This is a genomic window from Pseudofrankia inefficax (assembly GCF_000166135.1).
GTDB lineage: Bacteria > Actinomycetota > Actinomycetes > Frankiales > Frankiaceae > Pseudofrankia > Pseudofrankia inefficax.
The window spans coordinates 4,088,065-4,100,166 of record NC_014666.1 but is presented as its reverse complement, the minus strand read 5'-3'; the positions used below and the strand labels follow the sequence as shown (position 1 = coordinate 4,100,166).

Here is a 12,102-nt window from a genome sequence, read left to right as displayed (position 1 = left end):
CGATATTGAACCAGTCCCCGCCAACGCCTATCGTGCGGCGGTGATTTGTTCTCGGAGAATGTCTCCGTGGCCGGCGTGACGGGCGAAATCCTCGATCAGGAGCAGGTAGACAAACCGCAGGCTGACATCGCCGGCGCCGGGGTGGGCCTTGGTGTCGTCGAGCTCGAAGTCAGCGGCGATCACTCGGGAACGCTCGCTGGCACGCTCGAACTCGGCGATCACGTCGGCCAGCGTCTCGCCTTCGGCGACCAGGAAACTGCCGTCGTCACCGGTGGCGTAGCCGTCGCACGCGGACTCGTCCAGGCCGAGCAGGGTGCGTTGGAACCAGATGCGCTCGGCGGTGGCGGCGTGTTTGATCAGCCCGATCGGTGTGGTCAGCGAGACGACCAGGCGCCGTCGCGCGTCGGCCTCGGACAGCCCTCGCGCGGTGTCGATGAGCGCTTGCCGGTTGCGGTCAAGCACGCTCTCCAACATGAGACGTTCGGGCCCGGCGGTCATTCGGGGCCATATGAACATGAAATTTTCCAGCCTTCTGGGTTGAAAGGATACTGACGGATCAGGCCAGGGCGCATACGCGAGCAGCATGAGTGCCGATCGGACCCGGCTCATCTCGATCGCGCAGGAGACCACCGATGACGGCCAAGCGCGAGCCGCGGGCCGTGGTGAGCCGCCTACCTCGCCCGGTAGTCGGCGGGAACCTCGTGCTGGCCCCCCGCTTCGACGCGGTTACGCCCCCCGTTCTTGGCCAGGTATAGCGCGGCGTCGGCCACCTCGAGCAGCGCTGCCACGTCGTCACGGGGGCCGGGGGTCGTCGTCGCGATGCCGATGCTGACGGTGACGATCCGCTCGTCGGTCCGCGGGTGGGGCTCGGCGAGATCTTCCACGGCGGTGCGCAGCCGGTGGGCGATCTGGGTGGCGGTGACGCTGTCGGCGCCGGGCATGACGACGACGAACTCCTCACCGCCGTAACGGGCCGCGAGGTCGGTGTCGCGAGTGCAGCGGGCCAGGCAGGCCGCGACACGCCGGAGACAGAGGTCGCCGACTGTGTGCCCGAAGAAGTCGTTGTAGGCCTTGAAGTGGTCAATATCGATCATCGCGAGGGCGAGCGGCGTGCCGTAGCTGGCCGCGCGATACCAGGCGTCGTTGAGGAACTCGTTGAGCTGTCGCCGGTTGGCCAGCCCGGTCAGCGGGTCGGTGGCCGAGAGCTGTTCGAGACGGTGGTTCGCCGCGGCAAGCTGCTCGGTCCGCTCGGCAACCCTGCGTTCGAGGGAGGCGTAGACGAGCGCGTTGTCGAGGCACACCGCGAGCTGCCTCGCGATGAGCGTGATGCCCTCAAGACGATCGGTCGTGAAGGCGCAGCGGATGAGCCGGTTCTCCAGCAGCAGCATCGCGTGCAGCTCGTCGCGCAGAATGATCGGTACCGCCAGTAGGGAGCACCGGTCCATGGTCGCGAGGTAAGGATCGCGGGAGAACCGGTCGTCACGGATCGCGTCATCGATGAGGACGGGCTCACCCGTGCGCTCGGCGTACCAGACGACGGACGGGGGCAGGAGTTTCCGCCTGCCAGCCTCCTCCAGGGAGATGGTCCCGCCCTCGTCGAGTGGAACCGTCCACGCGTGCGTCTCCTGGTCGCGCAGCAGCAGGCGCACGCCGGTCGAACCTGTGATCTCGGAGAGGATGCCGACGACTCTGACCCGCAGGCCGTCGATGCTTGTCTCGGAGCTCAGGGCCTGCGACGCGGCGACGATCCCGAGCAGGTCGAGTGTGCCCGTCGTGACGACGGGCTGGAGGTGCGCCGGCTGCGGGGGTGGCTGGGAGTTCGGGCGAGCGCCAGACCGCTCGGCGCGCAGCAGGGGAAAGGCGTAGTCGAGCTGGCGCACCTTCGCGGTCGCGCCCCAGGCCAGGTACTGGTCGCTGGCCGCGACAAGCAGTCCATGGGCGGCCTGATCGACGCCGTGGGCCAGGTAGAACCGCGCCGCGCGCTCCAGGATCAACGCTCGGTGCCATGGCCGCGCCCGCGCGGACACCTCCCGCTGCGCGAGGTCGAACGTGCACACGGCCTCGCGGAAGTCTCCGAGCGCCCAGGCCCGCTCCGCCTCCACGAGGCGCAGCATGTGCCCGAAGTTGACCGGCGCGTCCGCCGCCCGCTCGGCCAGCCACTCCACCAGCCCCTCCAGCTCGACCAGCGCCCGGTCGCGCTGGCGCGCCCGCGCCGCGCGGGCCCGCCCCGCCAGAGCCAGCGCCCGCAGCATCCGGACCGTCGCGGTGTGATAGATCGATTCGACGCTCGACAGCAACGGCATCAAGGCGTCCGTGTGCCGCTCCAGCTCGCCGGAATGATCGAGCACCGCCGCGGCGACCGCCCGGCCTAGATGCAGATGAAAAGCGACGGTCGGCTCGGCGGCCGCGAGACCTGCCGCGTCCGGGCGCCCGGTGGGCTCACCGCGCAGCTCGCCCGCCAGGTCGCGACAGGCCCGGAGTATTTTCTCGGCGTGTCCGTTGCCGGTCCGCGCGGCGAACCTCAGCGCCTCGTCGGCCTCGGCAACGAAGTCCGCGAGCGACGGGGCAAGGTCCAGAAAATCGCACACCAGCGTGTAGTAGGTCCAGCACGCGGTCTGCAGATCACCGGCCTGGAACAGGCCCGCGAGGGTACGACGCGCCGCGGACACGTTGTCCTCAAGAGGCTCGAACCAGTGTCCCGTACCTACCACGTACAGGAACCGCGCCCGCCAGAGCTCGGGCTCGTAGCCTCGGGCCCGGCCGACCGCGAGCAACCGCCGCATCATGCGATACCCGGTTCGGTAGTCCCCCCGGCGGGCGACGGTCACCAGCGCGGCATGGCCAGCCGGTCCGATCAGGGCGGCGTCCGGACCGTCCGTCGCCCAGATCCGCAATATCGTCACGGCCAGCCAGGCCGACATCATCCGGTCGCAGATGAACGCCGCGGGAATGAGCCGGTTGATAAGCCGGACGGTATCCAGTCGCGAGCGGTCAGTGATCTTCGGGCGGCGCAGGTCGTCCGCCTCCGTCGTCTCGTCGATCCACGCGTAGAGCGCGTCGAGGCCGCGGTCGGTCTCCGCCTCCAGGCGCTCCCGTGCCGGGATGGCGAGACCGAGATGCCGGAGCGCCTCCAGGCCGAGCGCCAGCGCCTCACCCGAGCGGCCCCGGTTGATCAGGCTGCTGACCTGCACGGCGGTGACCCCGGGGCCTTCGGTGGAGCGGGGACGGAGCCTGATGACGACCTGGTATTCCTCATCGGCGTCCTCGAGCCTGCCGAGCATGTACAGAACGGCGTGCCGATCGACGTGGGCCGCCACCAGACGCTCTTTGTCCCGACGGTCGACAGACCTCAGCAGTGCGGCCAGAAACCGCTCCGCCTGCCCGTAGTTGCTCAGCATCCGGGCCTGGCTGGCGGCGCGCTCGAAGAGTCCGGCCATCACCTGCCGCTCGGGCTCGGCGTGCACGGTGTCGGCGACAAGCAGGTACTGTTCCGCCGCCACCGCGGAATACTCGTCTCGGCCGGCCAGCCGCCGGGCCAGGCCTAAGCGCGTCGCACGTCGCGTGTCGCCGTCCAGGTCGTCGATGACGGACTCCTGGGCCAGGTCGTGATGGAACCGCACGCTGGACCGGTTGGCGGGTTCGAGCACCAGAAAGCCGTCGGCCAGCGCGGGGGCGAGCAGCCGCCCGATCTCGTCGCTCGCGAGCCCGGTCGCGGCTTCCAGCAGGTCCAGTTCGACCCGGCCCGCCAGACAGGCAATCGCGGCCAGGATCGCTCGGGTCGCCGACGGGAACACGCCGGCTCGCGCGGCCAGGAGGGCGGACACGTCCACGCCCGCCAACCGGCGACGCAGCACCTCCGGCTCCCACCGCCAGCCACGCGTGTCTCGCGTGAGCGTCCCGTCCTGGCCCAGCGCGTTCAGCAACTCGACCGTCTCGTAAGGGTTGCCTCGTGTGGAGGGCGCGATCGTCCCCGCCAGGTCGGCGGCCGGCCCGGAGGGAAGGCGCAGCAGGTCAGCCACCAGCGCCGCCTGGCCGTCCGGCGCCAGGTTGCCTACCCGCAGCACCCGCGGCCCGTCCGGCAGCCGGCCCCAACGGGCCACCATCGACGCCAGCGGGTGAGCGGCATCGACCTCACTGTCCCGGAACGCGCCGACCAGTAACAGCCCCTCCAACCTCAGCCCGCTGTCCATCACGAGGTCGACAAGATCCAGCGGCGCCCGACCAGCCCACTGCAGATCGTCGACGAACAGCACCAGTGGCCGCTCTCGGCAGGCGACCACACGCAGGATCTCGGCCGCGTTCCGTCTGGCCCGCGCCTGCGTGGTCATCGGGTCTCCCGGCGCCGCGGCGACTCCCAACAGCGCGCCCAGCTCGGGCATCATCATCGCCATCAGGCCCGCGTTCGGCCCCAACGCCTGCAGCAGCGCGTCCCGAACCTGATGGAGATCCTTCTCTGGCTCGGCGAGCAGGAGACGGCCCAGGGCCCGGAACGCCTGCGTAACGCCGTCGTACTCCTGGTCACGGCGATATTGATCGAACTTGCCCGCTACGAACCAGCCGTTGGCGTTGGCGACGGTCGATCGCAGCTCGTCGACCAGCGTGGTCTTCCCCACCCCCGCCGCACCGCCCAGGAGCAACCCGCGACATCGGCCCTCCATGGCGGCGGCGAACGCATCGCGGATCTGCGCGATCTCCCGGTCCCGCCCGGCGAGCCGCGACGGGACCAACGCCCGCGCCGGAAGATCGCGCTCGCCCGGGTGCACGACCTCGCCGCCCCGGCGCAGCAGGGCAAGATCGAACACCAGCCCTTCGGCACTCTGGTAGCGGTCGTCGGGCTCCTTCTCCAACAGGTGCATGATGATCGCCGAAAGACCGGCCGGTACCAGGGGGTTTGTCGCCGATGGTGGGACCGGCACTCGCGTGAGATGGCTGTGGATCACCTGCATCGGATCCGCCGACCCGAACGGCGGCGCGCCCGTGGCCAGCTCATAGAGCATCGCGCCCACCGCGTAGAGATCGGCGCGCGCGTCGACCGGACGAGCCGTCCGCCCCGTCTGCTCCGGGGCCAGGTAGGCCACGGTTCCCACAATCTCCGTGGAACGGAGGAGATCCGGCCGAACCGGTGCCGTAGACGTAGCCAGCGCGAAATCCACCAGATAGGGAGCATCGTCGGCGTCCACGACGATGTTCGCGGGGTTGATATTCCGATGCACCACGCCCCTGCGATGCAGCCCCGCCAGGCCGCGGGCCAGTCGCTCGGCCAGGTTCAGCAGGCGAACCGGATCCACCGGGACCGTTCGCCCGGACAGCGCCGTGCCGTGCACATCGACCAACAGGAACGATTCGGGACCCGGCTCGGACCCGGACGCCAGTTGAGCGACGCCTTCAACCCCACGCAGCCGCTTCAAGAACTCCACTTCACGGAGTAACCGCGCCTGGGCGGCCGGGCCCAGGAACTCCTTTTTGATCACGCTGCCCGTACGGCTTACCACTCGGGTGACCCGGGTCCGCTCCGACTCATGCAGTACCTCAGTCACCACCGGATCCGGCGGGTCGGGGCCTTGCATCTCACGCTCGGAACCCATCGAGTGACCTCGCATCGCTCTGCGCCGCCTACGCTCCAAGTCTGCCCCGGTGGCCCTGCCGTCAACAGAACAGTCTCCTGACCTGCCTGTTCGGCGGGGCCTGCTACGGCGGTTCACACAGCGGCACAGATCCCGGGCCGCGAGGCGGAGGGCCCGTGCCTGCTCGTCCAGTGTCAGGGCATAGGCCGACAGGTGACACGTGTCGGACTCGTCGCCTGTGGACGAACTCTCGGAGCCCATGGAGCCTCTGCCGCGCGCCTTCCTCCCGCGCGGGCAGGGCCGCGGGACGGCGCCGCGGGCAGATCGGGCAGTGTCCACCGCGATCGCCTACGTGCCGACGTCGGGCTGCGCGCGGTGACGCGGAACCGACCAGACGCGGAGAATGCCGACGCAGGACGTCGTGGACCTATTTAGCCGGCCGGTTCCGGCCACGCGCCCGACGATCCGGAGCGGCGGATACGCGGTCTGAACCCGGCCGAACCACCCGCCGAGCACGGCTGTCCCCGGTGACCTATTCGAACCGGCTGTGTCTCAACCATGGCACGATTGCTTGCGCCTGTCCAGTAGATGGCGTACGGAGACCTTCGCGACGCATTGGACTACCATGTCGACTCTGTCTGTGCTAGACAGGACCAGCGGCGCCGGGTCGCTCCACGGACGATCCGGTGGTCGAGGCTGCCTGCCTGCTCAGGCCACATTTTTCTGTTGAGGGGCGATGCTTACCAAGGACGAGTTCGAGGTGCTGGTCAGCGCGCGGACGGGGGTTCCGCGGGCTGATGTGGCCAGTTCCGCCCGGTTGGGGGCGGACCTGGGGTTAGACTCCTTCGGGCTGTTGGAATTGGCGGCATTGCTGGCTGAGCTCGGGGTTGAACTCGACGAGCGGGAGTGGCTGTCTGTAGGCACTGTCGGTGGCCTGTTCGACTGCTACCGGGAGCGGGCCGAGACATCACCGGCGGCCGAGGCTACGGTGAACAGTGATATCCCCGGACCTGCGGAGGACGTAGCGCCGCCTCGACTGGCCGGACAGTTTTTCCGGCTGGTTCCGGTGCTGCCGCAGGCAGCGCCGTTTCTGTATGGCCTGGCGGTCAGTCCGGAGGTGGGTTTTCGCTGGCGTTACCGCGGGGCGGTGCCCGCCTATCAGCAGTTCGAGCAGCATGACATGTGGAACGGCATTCTCGCACAGTTCCTGGTGGAGTCCATCCAGACGAACCAGCCCGCCGGTCATGTGATGTGCTACAACCCCGACCTGAGTCTCGGGAATGCATACATCGGGGCCGCTATGACTGGGCAGTATCTGGGCTCGGGGATCGCGGCGGAGCCTGTGCGGCTCTTCATCAACTACGTGTTCGACGTGTGGCCGTTCCGAAAGCTGTATCTGGAGATGCCGGAGTTCAACTTCCAGCAGTTCGCGAGCGTGAGCAACCGAGGATTGCATGTGGAGGCGCGGCTGCGGGATCACGACTACTACCGGGGCCGTCGCTGGGACCGGCTGATTCTCGCGGCGTATCGGCCGGGCGAGGATGTGCCGGCGGCGCCGATCCGATAGGCCAGTCCGGCCAGTTCGCGCTGGATCCGGCGGGCAGCCGCGGCCGTCGGCAGGAAGGGTGGCGGGCTCAGCGGTTTCGGGTGTCCACCGGACACGGCCAGCTCGGTGGTGGCGCCGCCGCCCGAAACTGATTCCAGGGATCCGGCCGCCGGCTCGAAGACCGCGAGGGTCGCGGACAACCAGGCGTCGGATATGGCCGGTTCCACAAGTCGGCCTGTTCGGTCAGCGTGCGTTTGATGGACCGGGCTTCCGCTGACGATCGGTACTTTGCGCGCCATGGTCTCGGCGGGCGTCTGCCTGGCCTCGGTCAATGGCCGTTTCCCAAGTCGACAGCCGTCCGACCGCGATGTGATCTGGACCACAGCTCGGACGTCGGTTGGCGCCTGGAGTGGTGCGCCGAGATCGAACCCAGGGTATTTACCTGCATGTCTGCCCTTCGGCGTGTCCCGCGACAGATCGAAGGCGCAACCAGCGCATTCCAGGCGATACTTGCCACAGGACCACTACGGAGGAGTAAACTCGCATCGAACGCGAGCACCTTCTTCGGAATTTCGGATTTCGACTTGACGGGCTACCGCACCTACGGGTCGGCCTCACCCCCGGCCAACGACCCTCATCGTCCACCGTGGGTGTCGTTCCCGTCCTGTCCCATGACCATCCCCCGGAGGAAACATGCGTCTCAGAAACCTCGGAACGGCCGCCACCATCGGCGCGTGCGGTAGCACAGTCGCCTCGATGCTGCTCCCGGCCCCAGCGTTCGCGGCCAACCCGAACCTCTCGTCGTCGTACAGCCAGGGTGGGTGGAACTGCACTCTGCAGGCTTTCGTCCCGGGTTTTCCTATATCCGGCTACGTTTTTGCCAATGCAGGTCTTAGCTGCCCGGGGGCGCCGGCGGGCGTCACCGCCACCGTCGACGTCCAGCTCAAGAAGGAAAATATAGACAGCAGCGGCAACTATACCGGCACGTGGAGCACCCTCGCCTCGGAAACCAATCAGCCGGTCAGCAATGGTCAGCACCTCGTGGATGTCGGTTGGAACTGCGACGGTCTGCAGGGAGGGACCGGGCATTTCAAGACGACAGTGAACGTCAACTCGGGCAACATCGGCACCTACTCGGATAACCTGGTCAGCAGCTGCCGGTATTTCTAGCGGTCCGGTCCGGGTCGGGTGGGCCGCGGAGCCGCTGGGATCGGCTATGTGATCTCGCGGTGACCGAGGCCTCCCGGTCCGGTCCACATCGAGCGGGTGCTCGCCCTCATCGACGCGGCTTCCTCATCCGGATGGGCGGTGCCACCTCGCTCGAAGGATCCGCGCGCAGGCCCGTGGCGGGGACGAGATCGCCCGGTTCTTCGAGGCTGTCGACGGGATCGAGCCCGAACCGTTGGCGATTCGTTACGGGGGTGACGGCAGGCGGAGGGGCTGTCCGACAACGAGATCCGTGAATTTGGCCGGCGTTTTCCTCATCTTGCGGCGGCACGGGGACGGTGCTGAGCCTGGCGGGATGGACAGCGGATCAGCTTCCGTCGTGGCACGTGCAGACCCCCGCGTCTACGGTGTGCGCTGCGGCTTCGGAGGTCACCCCCAGGTGCTGCGGTTGCGGCTGAGACCTCCGGCGGGCGCCGCGACGACCTCGTAGCTGATGCGGCGGGGGTCCGCGGTGGCGGCGCCGATCGGTGGGAGCCGGCCGAGTTCGTCGGCGAGCGCGTCCGGGTCGCCGCGGTCGTCGACACCGGAGTCGGGCGGGTCGGGCTCGGTGGGTAGCTTGAGCGCCAAGGCCGCCCCGGCGGGCATCGCCCGTTCGCCGCGCACCACGACGGCCGCGCGCAGCACCTCCTCCAGCACCGGCATCCCCGGGGCGCGGGACGTGGGCCCGGGCTCATCGGTCGCGGCGGGCGCCGTGCCGGCTGGCGTCGTGATCGCCGCGAGCAGGAGCCAGCGCGGGCCGTCGATGCTGAGCAACCGGCACAGCCCGCCCGCTGCGCCCGCCTCCGCCGCCGGAGCCTCGGTCCACAGCTCGGGGCCGAAGGGGCCAGCGGTCACCGAGGCGGGCGTCGCACCCGCCGGGAGCGCCGAGCGCAGGAGCTCGGCGCGGACCTCGTCAGCCAGCCCGCCGCCGCGTGGCGCGGCGTGGGCGGTGAGTCGCATCTGAGACCCGTCCGCGACCGCGACCGCGGCGACGACCTGGCGCTGGTCCCCCGTGCCAGTGACCTCGAACCGGTAGACGACTCCGGGCAACTCCGGGACGAGCAGACAACCGAGATCGAGCCGGCGGACCGCCTGACACGGCGTGTCCGCGAGGTCGTAGGGACCGTCGCCGGCGGCCGGCGGCGGCTCCGGCTCCACCGCGCCGCGCGGCTCTCGCCGCCGTGGGGACACGTGTACGGAGGTCGGGTCCGACTCGTCGTCTCGACGCGACCACTTCCATCGGACCACCACGAACCTCCCCACAGCACGCCAGGCCCCAGGCTCGACGAGCCCTTCGCCGCAGACCCATGGTCGCATCAATCCGGCCGCTCGCCGGCCTGTTGCCTGACCGCGCCCGCGCGCTCAACGCTCACCTCCGCCTCGACACCGCGTGGGGACGCCGCCGGACCGATCGCGGGGGCACGACCGACCGCGACGGGCCGCGGCGCCAGGTGGGTCGGTGCGTCAGGTCAGGTGCCGGTCCACCTGGGGGCCCGGCGCTCGGCGAAGGCCCGCGGCCCCTCTTTCGCGTCCTCGGTCGCGAAGATCTCCTGCGCGATCCGCCCCTCGTTCCGGTACGCGTCGCTTAGGCCGAGCTTGAGGCCCTCCAGCACGCTGCGCTTCGTCGCCTGGACGGCCAGCGGAGCGTTCTTGGTGATCCGGGCGGCGTACGCGAACGCGGTGTCCAGCAGCTCGGCCTCGGGGACGACCGCGTTCACGAGACCCATCTGGTGGGCCCGGGTGGCGTCGATCTGGTCGGCGCACAGCAGGAACTCCATCGCGTGGGCGAACGGCACCTGCCTCGGCAGGCGCACGGTCGTGCCGCCCCCGGCGAAGAGCCCGCGCGCCGGTTCGAGCACGCCGAAGGTGGCGTGCTCGCTGGCGATCCGGATGTCGATGCCCCCGAGCATCTCCATCCCGCCGGCGACGCAGGGACCGTTCACCGCGGCGACGATCGGCTTGTAGATCCTGGTGCCGCGCAGCACCGCGTCGGTGCCGTCAGTCAGGGAGTAGCCGCGGACCGAGTCGACGTCGCCGTTCTTGATCTTCTGGCTGAGCGCGGTGATCTCCGGGACGTACGTCTTGAGGTCGGCGCCCGACATGAACGCCCGGCCCACCCCGGTGAAGACCGCGACCCAGGCCTCGTCGTCGGCGGCGAAGCGCTTCCAGGTCTCGGCGAGCTGGTGGAAGTGCTCCAGGTCGCAGGCGTTCTTGGCCGCCGGCCGGTCGAGCGTTATCAGCGCGACGTGCGGTGCGCGGGTTCCGACCTCGTAGTGAACGGGCACGAGCCATCTCCTTCGAGGGTTGTGCGGAGATCAGGGGTGAAGATCGTCACCAGCGGGCCTCGTTGCGCTGCCCGTCGGTCGTGACGGTGACCGGCTGCCCGACCAGCTCGCGGGACTCGGCGTCGGCGAGCAGCGCGGGCTTGTGCACCCTCGCGAGGGCCCGCCCGCGCGGGGTGTCCAGCACGACCAGACCCCGCTCGGCGCCGCCGTCCCGGGAATGCGCGACCGTGTACGCCAGAACCCGCGCCGGCCCCTCATAGGAGGCGAGCAGCCGGCGGGCCGGCTGCGCGGCGTCCACGCCCCGCTGAACGGCGTCGTCGTCAGGGACCGAGGGCCTGGCCGGCTCACGGGTCCACACCGCGGCGACATGCTTTTCCAGGTGCATGCCAACCCCCGTCACCAGCGCCGAACGGGGCCGCCGCTCGTGGAGCGAGGCCAGGGCGTGCAGGAGATAGCCGGAGGCGGGACCGCCCGCGTAGGGCAGCCCGCCCGTCACCGTCAGGCCGCGGGAGTCGTCGACGTCCAGGCCGAGCGCGTCGCAGCCGAGCCGCAGCGACGACGGGAAGCAGGAGTACAGGTCGAAGGCCTCGACCTCGGCCAGCGTCAGCCCGGCCCGGTCGAGCGCCGCCCGGCTGGTCGCCGCCATGGCCGCCGATCGGGCCGGGTCCGGGCGGGCGGCGATGCTCGCCGGGTCCCGCGCGTAGGACCAGCCGGCCAGGTAGAGGCGCTGGTCCTCGGGCACGCCGAGGGCGTCGGCGCGGGCGCCGGTCGCCAGCAGCAGCGCCGCGCTCATGTCGACGTCCATGACCGCGACCTCGTTCCTGGTGTACGGCCAGCCGACGAACCGGTTGTCCGGCGTCGGCGTGCCGACGGTCGCCGCGTCGAGGACGCGTCGGCGCCAGGCGTGCGGGTTCGCCGCCGCGACCGGCGTCATCCCCGCCATCAGCCGCGCCGCCTCGGTCGCGTCGTCGCCGAGCGACGCGCCCCGCGCCGCCCGCCGGGCCGTGTCCCACAACGGGAAGGTCTCCCACGCCTGGAACACGTCATGAGCGGTCTCGGACGGATGGGGTGGCGTCCACGGGAAGGGCGAGCGAGGCGTCTCGCGGTGGGACCAGGGCAGCCGCTCCCCCGCCCGTCTGTACGCCCGGACCGTCGCGAGGGCCTCGGCACCGACGACGAGCGCGAGATCGAGCTCGCCGCGCAGCATCGCGGCCGCGGTGGCGTTGACCAGCGTCTGCGGGACCGTTCCGCCGATCCCCGAGTAGACACGGTGCTTCGGGTCGGCGCCCAGCCGCTCGGCGAGCCGGCCCACGGGATCGTCGTAGGGCCAGCTCTGGCAGTAGACGACCTGGATCGACTGCACGTCGGCCAGCGCTCGCGGCAGGCCGGCCGCCGCCTCCCGGGCCCGGGCCTCCCAGCTGTCGAGGGGCTCGGGCGCGGGTGTCTCGCGCACGGTCCGCTGCGCGGCGCCGATCAGGCAGATGCTGGTCACGCCCGTGTC

Annotated in this window: 7 protein-coding genes; 2 read left to right on the top strand and 5 right to left on the bottom strand. The window is 70.2% G+C overall.

Features of this window, described 5'->3' with window-relative positions:
• Nucleotides 1–27: 27 nt before the first annotated feature.
• Together FRAEUI1C_RS16610 and FRAEUI1C_RS16605 are read right to left on the bottom strand one after the other, a co-directional pair.
• Nucleotides 28–516 (bottom strand): DinB family protein, encoded by a 489-nt coding sequence (locus FRAEUI1C_RS16610; RefSeq protein ID WP_013424472.1) that lies wholly within the window; start codon nucleotides 514–516, stop codon nucleotides 28–30.
• A 155-nt stretch (nucleotides 517–671) separates the two neighbouring features.
• A complete protein-coding gene (locus tag FRAEUI1C_RS16605) occupies nucleotides 672–5,585 on the bottom strand; it encodes a diguanylate cyclase (protein ID WP_013424471.1) in 4,914 nt (1,637 codons plus the stop codon).
• Nucleotides 5,586–6,300: 715 nt separating this feature from the next.
• On the opposite strand from FRAEUI1C_RS16605, the gene FRAEUI1C_RS16600 reads away from it, so the two are divergent.
• Together FRAEUI1C_RS16600 and FRAEUI1C_RS39610 are read left to right on the top strand one after the other, a co-directional pair.
• Nucleotides 6,301–7,131, top strand: a complete 831-nt coding sequence (locus FRAEUI1C_RS16600) for a GNAT family N-acetyltransferase (RefSeq protein ID WP_013424470.1) — start codon at nucleotides 6,301–6,303, stop codon at nucleotides 7,129–7,131.
• A gap of 735 nt (nucleotides 7,132–7,866) precedes the next feature.
• Nucleotides 7,867–8,280: a hypothetical protein gene (locus tag FRAEUI1C_RS39610; RefSeq protein WP_157734960.1), complete on the top strand. Its 414-nt coding sequence runs from the start codon at nucleotides 7,867–7,869 to the stop codon at nucleotides 8,278–8,280.
• Nucleotides 8,281–8,706: 426 nt separating this feature from the next.
• Here the strand turns inward: FRAEUI1C_RS39610 and FRAEUI1C_RS16595 are convergent, their stop codons facing one another.
• The 3 genes from FRAEUI1C_RS16595 to FRAEUI1C_RS16585 all read right to left on the bottom strand — a co-directional run bounded on the left by FRAEUI1C_RS16595 (nucleotide 8,707) and on the right by FRAEUI1C_RS16585 (nucleotide 12,093).
• Nucleotides 8,707–9,507 (bottom strand): DUF3710 domain-containing protein, encoded by an 801-nt coding sequence (locus FRAEUI1C_RS16595; RefSeq protein ID WP_157734959.1) that lies wholly within the window; start codon nucleotides 9,505–9,507, stop codon nucleotides 8,707–8,709.
• A gap of 278 nt (nucleotides 9,508–9,785) precedes the next feature.
• Nucleotides 9,786–10,601, bottom strand: coding sequence for an enoyl-CoA hydratase-related protein (locus tag FRAEUI1C_RS16590; protein ID WP_013424467.1), 816 nt, complete (start codon nucleotides 10,599–10,601; stop codon nucleotides 9,786–9,788).
• Nucleotides 10,602–10,647: 46 nt separating this feature from the next.
• On the bottom strand, nucleotides 10,648–12,093 hold the full coding sequence (locus FRAEUI1C_RS16585) for a TLP1 C-terminal extension domain-containing protein (RefSeq protein ID WP_013424466.1): 1,446 nt from the start codon (nucleotides 12,091–12,093) through the stop codon (nucleotides 10,648–10,650).
• Nucleotides 12,094–12,102: the final 9 nt, after the last annotated feature.

What these genes read in the sequence shown, in the direction of transcription:
- FRAEUI1C_RS16610 (WP_013424472.1), bottom strand. Translation starts at nt 516, where the DNA reads ATGTTCATATGGCCCCGAATGACCGCCGGGCCCGAACGTCTCATGTTG.
- FRAEUI1C_RS16605 (WP_013424471.1), bottom strand. Translation starts at nt 5,585, where the DNA reads ATGGGTTCCGAGCGTGAGATGCAAGGCCCCGACCCGCCGGATCCGGTG.
- FRAEUI1C_RS16600 (WP_013424470.1), top strand. Translation starts at nt 6,301, where the DNA reads ATGCTTACCAAGGACGAGTTCGAGGTGCTGGTCAGCGCGCGGACGGGG.
- FRAEUI1C_RS39610 (WP_157734960.1), top strand. Translation starts at nt 7,867, where the DNA reads ATGCTGCTCCCGGCCCCAGCGTTCGCGGCCAACCCGAACCTCTCGTCG.